Source organism: Arthrobacter sp. 2762 (assembly GCF_040548745.1).
Classification (GTDB): Bacteria; Actinomycetota; Actinomycetes; order Actinomycetales; family Micrococcaceae; genus Arthrobacter.
This window is the reverse complement of sequence record NZ_JBEPSI010000006.1, coordinates 247,911-264,616: the sequence shown is the minus strand read 5'-3', so window position 1 is coordinate 264,616 and position 16,706 is coordinate 247,911. Positions and strand designations below refer to the sequence as shown.

Sequence of the window (16,706 nt, the reverse complement as noted above, 5' to 3'; positions counted from 1 at the left end):
GCCGCCCATGGCGCGTACCGCCGTCGGGCGTTACCCGAAACGCAAGCATCCCGGAATGCTTACCGGACCCTAACCACGCCGAAATACTCCGGCAACAATGCCCCGCCACACTGGAATAGCCGGCAAGTGCAGGCACCAGCTCCAGTTCAGGAGGACACCATGCTGAAGGAAGTCACCACTCACACAACACGTATACGCGCGATCAGCCAGCTCCACCGCGGAGACGAGATCGAGGCCCGCATGTCCGTTGGTCCCGCTTACGACGACGTGGTCATCCGCCGCGGACGGGTCCAGGAAACAGCGCCGGGAATCGGCGTTGTCTGGATCATGGACCACGTCTCCGGGATGAGGAAAGCAATCAATACCGACGAATGCAGTGTTTGGCGCGTCGCCTGAACCCCGGCTTGACCCCAAACACCCGCTTAGCCGCCTGCCACGGACTGGATAATCAAGACCTCCTGGCCGGCCGCGACCTCCGTATCAAGACCATTCAGACGCCGGACCTCATCACCGTTCACGTAAATATTCACGAAACGGCGGAGGGCACCGGTTTCATCACGCAAACGCCTGGCCAGCACCGGATATTCTCCGGTTACCGAGTCCAGCAACTGTCCAACGGTCACAGCGCCGTCGGCGGACGCAGTCAGATAGGACTGTCCGCCGACGAGCGGCTGCAGGACACCCGGCAACACCACCGTAAAGTCAGCCACAACGGGCCTAACCAGGTACCGGGGCGCTGGCTGATTCGCTAACGGCCGCTTCTCCGGTGGCCTCTGCTACGCCGCTGCCGTTCCCAACCACGACAGCGGCACGCACGCACAGCACGTCCGGCAAGTGCGAGGCCACTTCAGTAAAGGTCTCGCCCTCGTCGGCGCTGGCGTACACGGCTCCGCCGCGGGTTCCGAAGTACACTCCAGTCGGTTCGGCGGTGTCCACGGATGCAGCATCGCGAAGCACAGCGTTGTATTCGTGGTCCGGCAAACCAGTGTGAAGCTCTCTCCACGTTCCACCGGCATCCTCAGTGCGGTGCACACTCAGCTTGCCGTCCGGCGGGATGCGTTCGCCGTCGGCCTTAAGTGGGATGACCCAGGCGGTCCCCTCGCGCCGGGGATGGGTCAGCATCACGAAACCAAAGTCCGCGGGCAGCCCGTCCGCGATGGAGTTCCAGTTCTCCCCGTCATCGTCCGTGCGGTACACACCATGGTGGTTCTGTGCGTACAAACGGCCCTCGACGGCGGCATCCGCGGCGATCTTGTGGACGCACTGGCCGAACTCGGGGTTGGGATCGGGCATGAAGTAGGCCGAGATTCCCTTGTTGCGGGGCTCCCAGGAGGTGCCGCCGTCGAGCGACCTGTAAACGCCGCCCGTGCTCATGGCGACGTGGACCTTCTCCCCTGACGGATCAACCACAATGGAGTGCGCCGCCGCTCCCCCGTAGCCGGCACCCCACTCGCTGCGGTGGGGGTGGTCCCACAGTCCGCGGTTCAGCTCGAAGTGCTCACCGCCGTCGGTGGATTTCCACACTGAAATCGGTTCGCACCCGGCCCAAACCACGCCAGGGCGGGACTCGGTGTCGGGGTAGATCTGCCAGATGCGTTCCAGCGCGGCGTCCGTGCCGTCCGGGAACTTAATGGCGCCCTGCTCGGGCTCGGTCCACGTTGCACCGAGGTCATCGGAATGGGCAACGGTGGGTCCCCAGTGCTCCGAACGCACCCCTACCATGATTCTGGTTTTGCCGTCCCGGGTGTCTATCCCAATGCTGGGGATCTCGCTCATCAGGAAGTGCGGGCTGGAGAGGGACCATTCTTTGCGGTCCGGGCTGGTTGCAAGCCACAAACCTTTCTTGGTCCCGATCGCTAGGACATAACTTTCTGCGGTAGCCATGAACCCCATCGAACCATCAGGGCACATGGGTGGCAACGGGTTCCTTGGAGCTTGTGGATAACCGCGCTGGTTTGAAGCCGACCATAGACGAGACCCGCGTCACGTTTCGGCACTCCGCGCACTACATATTCGTGAAGGTGTGTTGCAACCGGGCAACCCTTCTGTTCGCTGGCAAGCGCGCCACTGAACTGGGTCACTTTAGATTGGGGAAACGTATGAAAAGGCTAGGCAGCATGAGCGATAGGGCCACTTCCATTAAGAACTATGGCTACACCATCAGTTGGTGAGGTTCGTGGGATGTTTACAACGACATAGTCGCCCACCAGCTTGATAACGGTGTGTGGCTTTCATGCGGCTATGGGGCCTACCAGTCCTATGGTGTCGTCGGTGCCTGGAACGGCAACGGCTACAACTACTACTACACTCACTGGACACCAGCAGCCTACGGGGGGCTCCAGGCATGAAATCATTTACTAAGCATCGCAAGGCCTTTGGCGTCGCCGCCGCTGCCATCGCTATTGCAATCGGCGGTGTGGTCGGGTTTACCATCACCACGGCAAACGCCGGGGCACCTACTGTCCAAATTGAACAAGGAGACAAGGTGGACTTCCCGAAGAACGCGCGGGGTGAGACCTACGGGTCCGCAATGGAGGCGCGGACACCGGCCGAGGAACCAGATCTCATCAGATCCGTCGGGGACGACGGAAAGATCGGCTATCTAAAGAAGGCTGATCTGGATCAGGGAACACCTAAGTCGCCGGAAGAAGCCATCCAGATGCAGAATGCTCGGAAGGACGGCGCTGGCCGCGTTTTGAAGCTCTACGCTGAAGACGGTACGACCGTCATCGGTCAACGCACAGTCGGCAAAGCCGCACCGTAGGATACGTTCAAATAGACGAATCCGTTTGACGTAGGAAGCCACCCTTTGGCAGCAGGGTGGCTGCTTCGTGTTGTCTGCAGTTGGCGTCTGACGCATCGGGTTCATTGGTAGGCCAGCGTGGACGCTAGGCCCGGGTGCGGCCCCGGTTCAGTTCGCAATTCGTTCCTGAGATGCGAGGCCGCACACCTCTTCTCTCAGAAGTTTCAAAGTTTCGCATTGGAGACCCGGGCGCCCTCAATTATCTGACGAAAGACAAGGGCCCTCCGGACGCTTGGCCTGTGGGCTCGACCTCGGCGGACCCCGGGGCGACCACCCGTCGTAGTACACAGAAATACTCCGTAGTGTGTCGGACCCCACCCGTACTCTTTCTATATGGCCCGTTTTGCGCTCGACATTGATTCTGTCCCCCGTCCTGCCCGTTCCCAGTCCCTTCTTGACGCGGTGAACCAGCGTGTCGTCATTGCTGATGGCGCGATGGGCACGATGCTGCAGGACCGGGAATTGTCGCTTGAGGCCGACTTCCAAAACCTCGAAGGCTGCAACGAGATCCTCAACGACACGCGCCCGGATGTCATCGCTGACATCCATGACGCCTACTTTGCCGTGGGCATCGACGCCGTGGAAACCAACACTTTCGGGGCGAACTGGTCCAACCTCTCGGACTACGGCATCGATGACCGCATCGAGGAGCTGGCGCACAAGGGCGCGAAGATCGCCCGCGAACGCGCCGAGGCAGCTGAAGCGAAGGACGGCCGCGAGCGCTGGGTCCTGGGGTCCATGGGTCCGGGCACCAAGCTCCCCAGCCTCGGCCACACAAGCTACGACTACCTCAAGAAGACCTTTGCCCTGCAGGCCGAAGGGCTCATCGACGGCGGAGCCGACGCATTCCTCATCGAAACGAGCCAGGACCTCCTGCAGACCAAAGCCGCCGTGAACGGTTGCAAGCAGGCGATTGTCTCCCGAGGCGTCCGCCTCCCCATCTTCGTGGAGGTGACGGTGGAAACCACCGGAACCATGTTGATGGGCTCCGAAATCGGCGCTGCACTCACCGCTTTGGAGCCGTTGGGCGTCGATGCCATCGGCCTGAACTGCGCCACCGGACCGGATGAGATGAGCGAGCACCTGCGGCACCTTTCCAAGCAGTCCTCGGTCGCTATCGCCTGCATGCCGAACGCCGGGCTGCCGATCCTCGGCGCGAACGGCGCGCACTATCCGCTCTCCCCCACGGAACTCGCCACCGCGCACGAGCAGTTCGTGCGTGAATTCGGCTTGGGCCTGGTGGGCGGCTGTTGCGGTACGACGCCGGAGCACATGGCCGCCGTCGTCGAACGTCTTGAGCCCTTCCGCACCAATGGCAACGCGCCCGACGCCGGGTCCGTCACCGGCGGCACGAAAAGCGTCGGCGGCCGGGTCCCCACCGAGCGGGAGGCCGGCGTCGCATCCCTCTACCACCACGTTCCGTTCGACCAGGAGTCGGCTTACCTTGCCATTGGTGAGCGAACCAACGCCAACGGTTCCAAGGCGTTCCGCCAAGCGATGCTGGAAGAGCGCTGGGACGACTGCGTGGATATTGCCCGCGAGCAGGTCCGGGTCGGCGCGCACCTGCTCGATGTTTGCATCGATTATGTGGGGCGCGACGGCGTTGCAGACATCAAGGAGATCGTCTCGCGTTTCGCGTCGGCCTCCACCCTCCCGTTGGTCATCGACTCCACAGAGCCGCCTGTGCTGCAGGCCGGACTTGAACACATCGGCGGCCGCCCAGTGGTCAACTCCGTCAACTACGAGGACGGCGACGGCCCCGACAGCCGCTTTGCGCGCATCATGCCGCTTGTGAAGGAACACGGCACTGCCGTGATTGCCCTGACAATCGACGAACAGGGCCAGGCCCGGACCACCGAAGGCAAGGTGGCCATCGCTTCCCGCCTCGTAGACGCGCTGGTGGGCGAATGGGGGATGCGCGTCGAAGACATCATCGTGGACGCCCTGACGTTCCCCATTGCCACCGGCCAGGAAGAAACCCGCCGGGACGCCATCGAAACCATTGAGGCCATCCGCCAGATCACCACGAAGTATCCCGGCATCCAGACCACCCTCGGCGTCTCGAACGTGTCCTTTGGCCTGAACCCTGCCGCGCGTATGGTGCTGAACTCAGTATTCCTGCACGAGGCCGTCCAGGCCGGCCTGTCCAGCGGCATCATCGACGCCGCCAAGATCGTCCCGCTTGCATCGCTGCCGGATGAACAGCGCAAGGTGGCCCTGGACCTCGTGTGGGACCGCCGCGAGTACGACGCCGATGGCAACGTCACCTATGACCCCTTGGCCATCATGCTTGACCTGTTTGCCGGCGTCGACAGCGCCGCGCTCAAGGACCAGCGCGCCGCGGAACTCGCTGCACTGCCCACCGGCGAACGCCTGCAGCGGCGCATCATCGACGGTGAAGGCAAGGGCCTCGAGGAGGACCTCGACCTCGCACGCAGCGAAGGCATGACCCCGCTCGGCATCATCAACGACCAACTGCTGGAGGGCATGAAGGTTGTTGGTGAGCGCTTCGGCGCCGGCGAGATGCAGCTTCCGTTCGTGCTGCAATCCGCTGAGGTGATGAAGAACGCGGTCGCACTGCTTGAGCCGCACATGGAGAAGTCGGATTCATCGGGCAAGGGCACCATGGTAATCGCCACCGTCCGCGGCGACGTGCACGATATTGGTAAGAACCTCGTGGACATCATCCTCACCAACAACGGCTACAAAGTGGTCAACATCGGCATCAAACAGGGAATCGCCGAGATCATGGCCGCCGCGGAGGAGCATGACGCCGACGTGATCGGGATGTCTGGCCTGCTGGTGAAGTCCACCGTCGTGATGAAGGAAAACCTTGCCGAGCTCCAGTCCCGGGGCCTGGCGAAAAAGTGGCCGATCATCCTTGGCGGTGCGGCACTGACGCGCGCCTACGTGGAGCAGGACCTGGCGGAGCAGTTCGAAGGGACCGTCAGGTACGCCAAAGACGCGTTTGAGGGCTTGGCACTCATGGAACCGTTGGTGCAGGTGGCCCGCGGCGCTGACCCGGACGCGGTCGGACTCCCGCCACTGAAGAAGCGGATCCATAAGAGTGGCCCGAAGTTCACGGTGACCGAACCGGAGGCAATGCCCGGCCGGTCCGACGTCACCACCGAAAACCCCGTGCCCGCTCCACCGTTCTGGGGCACGCGCATTGTGCGCGGCGTCGCATTGCACGATTACGCTGCCTTGCTCGATGAGCGCGCCACCTTCATGGGCCAGTGGGGGCTCAAGCCCGGGCGGGGCGACGACGGCGCCTCCTACGACGAACTGGTGGAACTCGAAGGCCGGCCGCGTCTGCGGTACTGGCTGGACCGGATCCTCGCGGAGGGAATGCTCGATGCGTCGGTCGCCTACGGCTATTTCCCGGTGGTCTCTGAGGGCGAACAGGTGGTGGTGCTGCACCATGGCGAGGACCTCGACGGCGTCCTCGGCACTCCCGGCCTGCTCGCCCCCGATGGTGGCTCAGGCGGTTCAATCGGCACCGAGCGGCTGCGGTTCAACTTCCCACGCCAGCGCCGGGACCGGCACCTGTGCCTCGCCGACTTTGTTCGTTCCCGTGAATCGGGCCAGGTCGACGTCCTGCCGGTCCAGCTGGTCACGGCGGGTGCCAAGATCGAGGAGTTCACGTCCAAGATGTTCGCGGCCAACCAGTACCGCGACTACTACGAGCTCAATGGCCTGGTCATGCAGCTCACCGAAGCGCTGGCTGAATTCTGGCATGCACGGATCCGTTCCGAACTGGGTTTCGCAGCCGAAGAGCCGAAGGACAAAGCCGGTTATTTCAAGCTCGACTACCGCGGTGCGCGCTTCTCGCTGGGATATCCGGCCTGTCCGGACATGGAGGACCGCCGCAAGGTCACTGAGCTGCTGAAACCGGAACGGATGGGCGTGGTCCTCAGCGATGAACTGATGCTGCACCCGGAGCAGTCCACGGATGCGTTCGTGTTCCACCACCCGGAGGCCAAGTACTTCAAGGTGTGACTTGGCGCCGGTCCTTGGCTTTGGGATGTTGGGGGCGGGCATTCGTTGTGCCCGTCTTCCTGAATCCAGCGTCCTCAGCCCGGGTGGTTTGACCTCCCGGGCTGGAGACCGGCTTCGCGCGCCTGAAGGCGGCAAGGATAGCCCGTCCCACAGCAGCGATTCCGATGATCGTGGTGATGGCACGCAGGGTGTCCCATCCCGCAGTCGAGGTCACGAGGGAGTAGAGCAGGAAGCTGCTGAGGTTGGTGGCCAGTGAGGCGCCGGGCGCGTAGGAAATACCCGTTCCGGCACCGACAGCGAAAGGCCAGAACCACAGATTGGTGAGCAGGCCGAAAACGTAGGACGCCACCACGCCATAGCCGCAAAGCATCCATAGCTCAGCACGTCCGCGAACCCGGCGCGGCAACAGGCCCGCGCCCCCCCCCACCCAGGCACAGGCGAAGATCTGGAACGGCGACCAAGGGCCGATGCCGCTCCACAGTGCGCTGGAGACTGCGATTGTGGCCGCGCCAAGGAGCATTCCGAATCTGGCACCGAAGGCGCGGCCGGCCAGGATCAGCAGGATGAACACTGCTTCGACTCCGCCGACGCCGGTGCTCGCCACGCGAACTGCCGAACCGACGGCGGCCAGGACGCCCAGCAGGGCCACGGTGTGTGCGGAACGGACCGAGCCGTCCAGGGCCACGACAATGCCCACAACGGCAAGGGGTGCAATTGCCAGGGCCGCGAACGGTACGGCCGCGGCCGCATCCTCGGGTAGGGCCGCGGCGAGCAATGGCCAGCAGAACGCGCCCAGGGCCAAAACGTTGGCAGCCGCGAGAATTGCGATCTCCAAGGCCCGTGGCAAGCGGAGGTGGCGTTGCGGGGCCCGCTCTACGCCCCGATCCTCGGATTTAACGCGCAGAGTGGGCCTCACAAGCGCGGCCGCCGTCACTGACGTGATGTCTTCCCGGGCAGGAACGCCCGGTATTGGTTCAGCCGGCGCCACGCCTTCGTCCATCTGCACGATCCGGGCCCCCAGGCCGTGGGCGAAATCGAGGTCATGCGTGGCGATCAGGACCGCTGCGCCGGTGTCCGCCAATACGAGCAAGGCGGCCGAGACTCCTGCGCGCGCCTCCGGATCGAGCCCACGGGTGGGCTCATCAATAAGGAGGGCTTGGGGACCATCGGCGGTCTGCAGGGCGATGGCGAGGATACGGCGCTCTCCGGCCGACAGGTCCCGCGGGTGCTCGTTTCCTATCGGAATCCGAACGTCACCACGGAATCGGGCCAGGCGTGATGCTGCCGGTGCTGGCGCGGTCCTGTCCGAGCCATTCCCGCCTGATTTACGCCGGGCGCGCGCTTCGCGTCGATCTGCCGCCCGGAGTTCGGCAGCCACCGTGTCCCGCGTGAAAAGGTCGTCAGAGGCGTCCGGAACCAAGGCGACCCGGCCGCCGTCGACAGTGCCGCTGGTTCCTTCTCCGAGCGCGAGGGCCACCAGGAGCGAGGACTTCCCGGCCCCGTTGGGGCCGACCAAGGCAACCACTTCGCCACGGCCCAGGGCCAGGGAGGCTTCGCGGACGAGCGGCTTGCCGTTACGGTGCACCGCGAGCTTTGTCGCGGCCAGCACCGGCGGGTCCTCCGGTGCTGGTGCCGAGGTCGGTGAGGGCGCCGATGTCGGACGGATCCCACCCGGGCGTGAAGGTGCTGGTGCGGCGCCTGCTACCAGGCCGCCGTCGTGAATTCTCCACCACGAATCGGCGACCGACAACAGCGGCTCCGCCCGATGCTCAGCCACAATGATGCAGATGCCCGATCCATGGGCGAGGGCGTCGAGTACGGCGATGACGCGGGCCCGGGCTGTGGTGTCGAGATCAGCAAGCGGCTCGTCAACCAAGAGCAGGGCCGGCTGCTCCACCACGGCGGCGGCGATTGCGACGAGCGTTGCCTCGCCCGCCGAGAGGGAGTTCAGGTTCCGGTCCAGGAGCGCCGACACTCCAATCCACTCCGCGACCTCCACCGTGCGGGCACTGGCGATGCCGGCTGCAACACCGCGCAGTTCAAGCGAAAGTGAGATTTCGTCCCGGACGCGGGTGCTGGCGAACGCGGCACGTGGGTTTTGCAGGACAACGCCGACGATGCCGGCAGTATCGCGCGGGGGTGCTCCGGCACGGTCCACTCCGGCGACACGGACCCTGCCGGTGAGTTCTCCGCCGTCGACGTGTGAAAGGAGGCCCGCAATACCCCGCAGGATGGTGGACTTGCCGGAGCCGGTGGGCCCGGTAACAACCGTTACTGTCCCGGTGCCTGGCTTGAAGTTTTCGACCTGCAGCCGGGTGTCGCCGATGCGGAATTGGGCGTCCCTGATCTCAAGGGGCATCCCGGGTTCGCTGCCGGGTTGGTGTGCCGCCCTGCTCCCGAAGCCGCGCAATTCCAAGGCCGCGGCTACCCGGCTGGCGTGCTCAAGAGTTCGCTCAAGTACCGGAACAAGGGCTCGAGGCCCCAGGCGTTCGCCCCGCAACCGGAAGGCCAAGCGGACGGAGGCAACGGCGTCGGCGAGCGCGGGGAGCGCCGCCCAAGCCACCACAAGTGTGCGGGCTATGCCCTGGAATGGACCGCCGCGGGCCAGCCGCATGAAGCCCCTTGCCACGTCCACGAAGGAGTTGAGCAGTCCGAAGGCGAAGATGATCCCGGCAATCGGCAGGGCTGAAGCAACCGCCTCCCACAAACCAGGCGATGTTACTGGTCCGAGGAAGACCACATGGGCGTATGGGGCGGGCAGCCGCACTGACGGCAACTCCAGCAGCACCGGCCCAACGATGCCCGCTCCGTTGAAAAGGATGCGGTAGATGACCCGCGCCGCTATGAATACGACGGCAAGCGCCGCGGCAGCGCGTAACGGCGCGGGTCGAAAGGTCATGCCTTGGGTGCGGCCGGTGCGCCGTCGATGGTGTACAGCAGTTCGAGGCTCTCGCCTGGCTTCACCTGTTGGGTGGCGAGGCCTTCCTGGGCGTAGGCCCAGTCACCGGAGGCCGGCTTGACCCAAATGGACCAGTAGGCAAAGGCCGCGGGCATCTTGCTGCATTCTTCGCGGTATGTGCCGCCCTTATGGGTGATGTCGGAGTCGGCAGCCGGCACGCCGTTGACCCGGCACACCAGTTCGGTGGGGTACTGGGTCGTGCCCTCGGTCTTCACGTTGGCCTGCTCCAGGACCTTGGCAGCGGTCGTCGGCGCATCAACCGCCACGCAAACAGTCTTGTCGGCGGCGGGTTGCTTCAGGGCGCCGGAATCGACAATGATCTTCACGCCGCTGCAGGGTCCAGCAGCAGTGGCTGAAGCGCTTGCTTCAGAAGCGGGGGCGGAGGCGCTTGGCTGGGTGGCGGCCGGCGTGGAACAGGCGGCGAGGGTAATCAGGAGACCAGCGGCGGCGAGGGAGCTCGCTGCGGCGGTGCGGATCTTGGTAAAAGTCACGAGTCAAGGGTAGGACGTTGCTTGGCTGGATTTGGATGTGGCGGGTTGTGTGACGTTGGGTGGCGCTGCTCTGGCGCTGGAACCTCTGGACATATCTCGAAGAAATTGTTGACAATTGACAGTCGGGCATTTAGATTCATAGTGAATCAAAAACCTCCACTCGCTCGTATCGGAAGGCGAACCGCCAGAAACGAGCGAGGCCCCTCTCCTAACACCTCCACTGAAGGGACCCATCATGGCTACAACTGACGCCCGACCGAAGTACATCTCCTTTGACATCTACGGCACACTGATCAACTGGGATACGGATTCAACTACCCGCCGGCTGCTCGCGGGCCGTCTGCCTGAAGAGCAGTGGCCTGCGTTCAAGAAGGTGTTCCGCGGGTACCGCTTCGACGAGGTCCTTGGCGACTACAAGCCGTACGAGCAAATCCTTCAGAATTCCTTTGACCGGGTTTGCAAGTTTTTCGGTATTGGACCAACCCCGGGAGCAGGGGCAGAGTTCGCTGACGCTGTCCGCGGCTTTGACGCCCACGACGACGTGCCGGCGCCGCTGAAGCTCATGGGCGATAACTATAAGTTGGTGGCTCTATCCAACGCCGACGACAGCTTCCTGGAGATCAGCATCCCCAAACTCGGTGCGGACTTCCACGCCGTGCTGACCGCCGAGCAGGCCCAGGCTTACAAGCCGCGTTACCAGGCCTTCGAGTACATGCTCGATACCCTGAACGCCAAGCCGGAAGACTTCCTGCACATCGCCTCGCACACCCGGTATGACATGCACCCGATGCACGACATGGGCTTCCGTAACCTCTGGGTGCTGGACCGCGGCTACGACCCCATCACCGGCGGCTATGACTACAACAGCGTTAAGTCCCTGGACGAGATCAACAAGCACCTCGGTCTCTAAACCGGTTGCTGGCTCTCCGTCGATGAAAGGGTGAAATGAGCGATTCTGCTTTTATCCAAGCAGTGGCATCAGAGAGTGGACTCCTGGCGGAGCATCCGCAGCTCGCTGACCCCGCTGTCCTGGAGCTGCTTGAACAGTTCTACGGCCTGAAGGGAACGCTGGTCCGGATTCCCACCGAAAAGGATGAGACTTTCCGGCTCCGGGACGGGGACGAAACGTATCTGGTGAAGATTTCACCCTCGGATGAGGATCCAGTGATCGTCCACCTCCAAACGGCTTGCATGGAGCATTTGGAACGGACTGCCCCTGAACTTCCAGTTCAGCGTCTTGTCAGGAGCCTTGGCGGAGAGCCGCAAGTCCTCATTCCGGAGCCTGCGGGTGCCTTTGATCGGATACTGCGGGTGATGCGCTTCCTGCCTGGGGACTTGCTGGCCAATCACGACGCGTCGGCTGGCCAGCTTCGATTGGTGGGCTCAAGCCTGGCCCGCCTGGGGATTGCCTTGCAGGACTTCGATCATCCTCGCGCGGACCGTTTGCTCCTCTGGGACCTCAAGCATTTTCACCGGATGCGCCCGCTTCTTGACTATGTCGATGAGAAGGAAAAACGATCCCTCGCGGAGGACATTTTCGATCAGTTCGACGACAAGGTGGTTCCGCTCCTCGGCACGCTGACGTCCCAGGTTATCCATGGGGATTTCAGTCCGTTCAATGTCCTGGTCAACCCCGGCAGGCCCGATTACGTGACGGGGATTATCGATTTCGGGGACGTCGTGCGGACCCCGGTAATCTTCGACATCAGCGTCACCATGGCCAACCTGCTGGGGGCAGACCCGGGCCACCCCTGGGAGCACGCACTCCACGTCATGAACGGCTATCGAAGCATCCTCCCCCTGCCGGGGCAGGAGTTGGAGGCCCTGATCGTCTCCGCCCAGGCGCGCCTGCTGCTGCGGGCCCTGATAACCCAGTGGCGCGCAAGCCAGTTGCCGCAAAGGCGCGACTATCTCCTCTCCCACTCAAAACCCGACTGGGACCGGCTCGCCTCCACTGCCGCGGCCCCGGCACCAGAACTTTCTTTCACACCATGAACCCCACCGCCTAGCTTCCAGGAGAAAACATGGGTACTTCCCCAATCCGCAAGCCGTCCAAACCCATGGTTAACGGCTTCGATCCCAGCCGCCTGGACGAGCTCCCGGACCAGATGCAGAAGAGCATTCGACGCCGGGACAAGAGTCTGGGGCCTGGTTACAGGCTCTTCTACGACGAGCCCCTGGAAATCGTTCGTGGCAAGGGCGTCACGTTGTTTGACCGGGATGGCAATGAATATCTGGACGTTTACAACAACGTCCCTTCCGTCGGTCACGGCCACCCGCGTGTCATTGAGGCTGTACACCAGCAGATGCAGACGCTGAACACCAACACCCGCTACGTCCAAGAGTCCATCCTGGATTACTCGGAGCAGCTTCTTTCAACGTTCCCCGCCGAGCTTGGCCACGTCATGTTCACTTGCACCGGTTCAGAAGCCAATGACCTCGCGATGCGCGTCGCAAAATATGTGACCGGACAGCAGGGCATCATCGTCACGGCTGGCGCCTACCACGGCCTTACCGCCGAGGTCTCTTCGTTCTCACCATCCTTGGGCAAGGGTGTGCCCCTGGGTGCGAACGTGCGGGTTATCGACGCCCCGGACGCCCTGCGCTATTCATCAAATCAAGGCTCGTTGGAGGACCACCTGCGGGACCAGGTGCGTGCAGCCATCGCTGACCTGCACCGGCATGGAATCGGGGTGGCTGCTTTCATCGCCGACAGCATCTTCTCCTCCGACGGTGTCTTCGCCGGTCCCCCAGGCTTCCTTCGCCCCATCGTCGAAGAGATCCATGCCGCGGGCGGCCTGTACATCGCCGACGAAGTACAGCCAGGATTCGGCCGGACGGGTGAGAAATGGTGGGGCTTCCAGCGCCACGGAATCGTCCCCGACATCGTGACCATCGGCAAACCCATGGGTAACGGCATTCCCGTAGCGGCAGCCATCTTCAAGCCCGAATTGCTGCAGGAGTTCGGGAAGAACATCCGCTACTTCAACACCTTCGGCGGGAATTCAGTAGCCATAGCGGCAGCCCAGGCCGTCCTGGACGTCATCCGGGAGGAATCACTCATTGACAACGCTTTGAAGGTTGGCGGAAAGATCCTCACCGGCCTGAAGGACCTCACCCAGAATCTGGACCAGGTGGCAGAAGTACGCGGAAGCGGCTTCTTCATCGGCGTCGATCTCGTGACCGATCGATCCACCCTCACACCCAACGGGGAGGCCGCCGCCAGCATCGTCAATGCCCTCCGGCGGGACCGGATCCTGATCTCGGCTTGCGGCGCCCAGGGCAACGTCCTGAAGCTCCGTCCGCCAATGCCCTTTTCCAGCGACGACGCCGATCGCCTGCTCGAAGGAATAGGCCGTGCCTTCACGGCACTGCGCTAGGGCGCAACAACAAACAGGGGCGCAACAACAAACAGGCCAGCCTGGCGCTGACACCAAATGCTTGGGGATTGTGCCTTCCACCGTGAAAGCACTCTGTGTATTACACCAGCCGAAATCACTTGAAAGGTTGCACCATGAAGACGACACACAAGATCCAAACAGCCGCTGCGGGGCTCGCTGTCCTGTTGGCCCTGACTGCATGCGGTGGCGCCGCAACAGGGACTGAAGCGACGGAGATTCCGAAGACACAGAACACCCGTGACATTTCAGAGGGTGTCCAGCCGGACGCCGCCGCGGTGGCGTTGCTGCCGAAGGCCATCAAGGACAAGGGCGAGCTGACGGTCGCGATGGACCTGAGCTCCCCGCCGATGACGTTCCTCGCCGAGGACAACAAAACCCCCATTGGCGTGAACCCGGACCTTGCCCGCCTGGTAGCAAAGAAGCTCGGTCTGAAGCTGAAGTTCGAGAACACGGCGTTCGACACCATCATTCCCGGCATCGACGGCGGCCGCTTCGACTTCACCGCCACGACCATGTCCGCTACAGCCGAGCGGCTGAAGGTGCTGGACATGATCAACTATCTCAAGGGAGGCTCGGCCGTAGCCGTAGCGAAGGACAACCCGCTCAACCTGACCAATGACACGCTCTGTGGCAAGAACGTTGGTGTGACCAAGGGCTCAACACAGCAACTGAAGCACCTGCCCAATGTCTCGGAGTGGACCTGCACCTCCCAGGGCAAGCCCGCCATCAACGCCATCACCCTGCCCAACGTCCAGGAAGCCCTGACACAACTGGACTCCAAGCGGATCGACGCTGTCTTTTACGATGCCAGTGCCCTGGCGTGGGCCAACGATCAGCAGCCCAACCACTTCACCACCTTGCAGCCGCGCATGGATACCCGCACTGATACCAATGTCGCCATGGGCGTGAAGAAGGGGTCCCCCCTGACCCCGGCACTCCAGAAAGCAATCCAATCCGTTCTGGAATCCCCCGAATACAAGAAGTCCCTGGACTACTGGGGCCTGGGAGAATCGGCTATTACTGAGGCCAAGATCCGCTAGTACCGGCCCCTTACGTCCCGGCTTCGCTCTGATATCTCATTAAGGTTGTGCTATGCGTACCAATCCCACCGCAAGGGACTACACCAAGGCTTGGGTTCTTGATGCTGTCCTTTCAGAGGCGCCCTTGACGCGTACCAGGCTCATCGAGCTGACGCGATTAAGCCAGGCCACGGTATCCCGGAAGGTGGATGAGCTTCGTTACGACGGTCTCGTCGTCGAACAGGGAGTCAATGCGGTTGCGCGTCGTGGCCGGCCCTCCACCTATCTGGATGTGCCCGGCACGGCAGGGCATGTTGTGGGCATTTCGTTCGGAGCACGGACCACATGCATCCTGGTGACGGACCTGAGGGGCCGCGAGGTCAGGCACGTGATCGTGCCCAGCCTGGAGGGCGGCGATGAGGAAGCCACTGCCGAGTGGTTGCTGGACTTGGTTGTGGATACCAGCGATTCCGCCGAGGGGCCACTGCGCCAAATCGTCGCCGCCCTGCCGGGGCGTGTCCGCACGGGTACGGCAATTCTTCAAAAGACCATTGAAGGTCGGTTGAATGCTCCCGTCCTGCTCGAGGGCGATGCCAGTGCCTCCCTCCGGGGGATCCTGAAGGACGACGCGACCATAGGAAACGCTGTCTTGTTCATGCTCAGTACCGAACTGAGCTTCGCCAGTTGCACTGATCATGAAATCGCCAAAGGGCGGACTTCGGCTTTCGGCCACCTCGGTGAGGTTCTCTTCTCCGGTGTTGGCCACGAGACATTGGAGGGACTGTTAAGCACAAAGGGACTCCTCCACTTCGCCAGAGGACGGGGACTGGACCTGGATGACATCCAGGCACTCACGTCCCAGCCGAAGGATGCGGCGGCCCACGCGGAAGTGATGGAGGCATTTACGACGGCGGTGGTCGCCGCCGTCGGGGCCGTTGCCGTGACGCTTGACCCCGAGTCCGTATATTTCGTGGGCCGCCTGAGCCCGCTCGTGGACGAAGTCCTTCCGGAGGTGCAACGGCGGCTGGCACAAAGCCTTCCGGTAGTTCCTGGGATCAGGGTGGTGCCGCAGGTCGTCGGACTATCAGTGGCCCAAGGAGCTGCGTATGCGGGACTGGCATTGGTCCAGTCGCGGCTGCGGGACTCTATGCTCGAAGCCCAGTAGCAACCACGGAATGAACCCGCGCGGTCTTTGGATAGTCTTCTGCTTCGCGCTGCTCCGTAGCGGGGAATTCAAAGAGGTCAATCATCAATTGTTGCTCGTAGGCGAGACCCTGTGGGCTGGACATGATGACGTGCCCGTCAACGGAGAACTCCGCTCCAGTCCCAGACCAGCGGACACCATACGTGTGCGGCCTGGTGGCATCAATGGGCAGCTGGATGTCCCGGACGTCGGTGGTCAGCCGGGGGTCGTGGTGTGCCTTGATCCCGACACGAACGGTGCTGCTGTCTGGCGCGATCTTGTCACCGAAAAGTTCGGCGATGCAGAGCTCCCCGGAATCGGCCGGACTGGACTCTTCAAATCCCACCAACCATATTGCGAGCATGCAGGTCGGATCCGCGCTTGCGCTCACCCTTACCTGGACCTCGCCCGTGACTGGTGTCCATAACCTGCGTGTCGGCTGGGGAGTCACCACGTGCAGTCCATCGAGCCGGTGGCGGTGTGTTCCCCGCGTGGTCCCAAGCCCCCCGGAGAAGGTTCCCGTTTGGAGATTACTGACCCGAAAGGGACCGTCGGCTTCACGCCAGGCAGGCTGGTCGGCATCAATACGCAACCGCAATCCGTCAACGTCGAAATCGTAGCGGGCCCGGGACCGGCCCGGCTCGGTCCACTGGGGAAGGTAGTGCTCAACCCAAAGGGCAGGGTTCAGCGTTGAATCGGTAAAGCGCTCATCAATGATTTCTGCGGTCACCAGCAAATCCTAGTTGAATAGGACCCAGCAGTTTTCGGACAAAACGTTGACAATCTACAACCCACCCGCGTATTGTCGACAATCGACGGTACTTCTCAAGAGCATCTCGTCGACAATCGAC

General features: G+C 62.8%; 13 protein-coding genes. 8 read left to right on the top strand and 5 right to left on the bottom strand.

What is annotated here, in order from left to right; translation table 11 throughout:
- Nucleotides 1-159 precede the first annotated feature (159 nt).
- On the top strand, nucleotides 160-396 hold the full coding sequence (locus tag ABIE18_RS13585) for a hypothetical protein (RefSeq protein ID WP_216924635.1): 237 nt from the start codon (nucleotides 160-162) through the stop codon (nucleotides 394-396).
- A gap of 26 nt (nucleotides 397-422) precedes the next feature.
- Here ABIE18_RS13585 and ABIE18_RS13580 read toward each other — a convergent pair whose 3' ends face one another.
- Nucleotides 423-710 (bottom strand): MoaD/ThiS family protein, encoded by a 288-nt coding sequence (locus ABIE18_RS13580; protein WP_499723280.1) that lies wholly within the window; start codon nucleotides 708-710, stop codon nucleotides 423-425.
- A gap of 7 nt (nucleotides 711-717) precedes the next feature.
- On the bottom strand, nucleotides 718-1,893 hold the full coding sequence (locus tag ABIE18_RS13575) for a WD40/YVTN/BNR-like repeat-containing protein (RefSeq protein ID WP_499723338.1): 1,176 nt from the start codon (nucleotides 1,891-1,893) through the stop codon (nucleotides 718-720).
- 451 nt (nucleotides 1,894-2,344) lie between these two features.
- On the opposite strand from ABIE18_RS13575, the gene ABIE18_RS13570 reads away from it, so the two are divergent.
- Both ABIE18_RS13570 and metH read left to right on the top strand, forming a co-directional pair.
- Nucleotides 2,345-2,764, top strand: a complete 420-nt coding sequence (locus ABIE18_RS13570) for a hypothetical protein (RefSeq protein ID WP_499723279.1) — start codon at nucleotides 2,345-2,347, stop codon at nucleotides 2,762-2,764.
- A 372-nt stretch (nucleotides 2,765-3,136) separates the two neighbouring features.
- Nucleotides 3,137-6,802, top strand: a complete 3,666-nt coding sequence (gene metH / locus ABIE18_RS13565) for a methionine synthase (RefSeq protein ID WP_499723278.1) — start codon at nucleotides 3,137-3,139, stop codon at nucleotides 6,800-6,802.
- Here metH and ABIE18_RS13560 read toward each other — a convergent pair.
- Both ABIE18_RS13560 and ABIE18_RS13555 read right to left on the bottom strand, forming a co-directional pair.
- Complete coding sequence (locus ABIE18_RS13560) at nucleotides 6,792-9,701, bottom strand: ATP-binding cassette domain-containing protein (protein WP_499723277.1); 2,910 nt, start codon at nucleotides 9,699-9,701, stop codon at nucleotides 6,792-6,794. The two genes, metH and ABIE18_RS13560, sit on opposite strands and share 11 nt — an antisense overlap.
- Nucleotides 9,698-10,252 carry a hypothetical protein gene (locus tag ABIE18_RS13555; protein ID WP_499723276.1) on the bottom strand — a complete coding sequence of 185 codons (555 nt, stop codon included), beginning with the start codon at nucleotides 10,250-10,252 and terminating at the stop codon, nucleotides 9,698-9,700. The genes ABIE18_RS13560 and ABIE18_RS13555 overlap by 4 nt, the downstream gene beginning before the upstream one ends.
- A gap of 235 nt (nucleotides 10,253-10,487) precedes the next feature.
- Between ABIE18_RS13555 and ABIE18_RS13550 the strand changes: the two genes are divergently transcribed.
- The 5 genes from ABIE18_RS13550 to ABIE18_RS13530 all read left to right on the top strand — a co-directional run bounded on the left by ABIE18_RS13550 (nucleotide 10,488) and on the right by ABIE18_RS13530 (nucleotide 15,837).
- Complete coding sequence (locus ABIE18_RS13550) at nucleotides 10,488-11,162, top strand: haloacid dehalogenase type II (protein ID WP_499723275.1); 675 nt, start codon at nucleotides 10,488-10,490, stop codon at nucleotides 11,160-11,162.
- 35 nt (nucleotides 11,163-11,197) lie between these two features.
- Entirely contained in the window at nucleotides 11,198-12,247 is a 1,050-nt protein-coding gene (locus ABIE18_RS13545) for a phosphotransferase (RefSeq protein ID WP_499723274.1), read from the top strand.
- 29 nt (nucleotides 12,248-12,276) lie between these two features.
- A complete protein-coding gene (locus tag ABIE18_RS13540; protein WP_499723273.1) occupies nucleotides 12,277-13,632 on the top strand; it encodes an aspartate aminotransferase family protein in 1,356 nt (451 codons plus the stop codon).
- A gap of 134 nt (nucleotides 13,633-13,766) precedes the next feature.
- The gene (locus ABIE18_RS13535; RefSeq protein ID WP_499723272.1) at nucleotides 13,767-14,693 is read left to right on the top strand and encodes an ABC transporter substrate-binding protein; all 927 of its coding nucleotides are present in this window, start codon (nucleotides 13,767-13,769) and stop codon (nucleotides 14,691-14,693) included.
- 52 nt (nucleotides 14,694-14,745) lie between these two features.
- On the top strand, nucleotides 14,746-15,837 hold the full coding sequence (locus ABIE18_RS13530) for an ROK family transcriptional regulator (RefSeq protein WP_499723271.1): 1,092 nt from the start codon (nucleotides 14,746-14,748) through the stop codon (nucleotides 15,835-15,837).
- Here the strand turns inward: ABIE18_RS13530 and ABIE18_RS13525 are convergent.
- Nucleotides 15,818-16,585 carry a glycoside hydrolase family 16 protein gene (locus ABIE18_RS13525; protein WP_499723270.1) on the bottom strand — a complete coding sequence of 256 codons (768 nt, stop codon included), beginning with the start codon at nucleotides 16,583-16,585 and terminating at the stop codon, nucleotides 15,818-15,820. The genes ABIE18_RS13530 and ABIE18_RS13525 overlap by 20 nt on opposite strands.
- Nucleotides 16,586-16,706 lie beyond the last annotated feature (121 nt).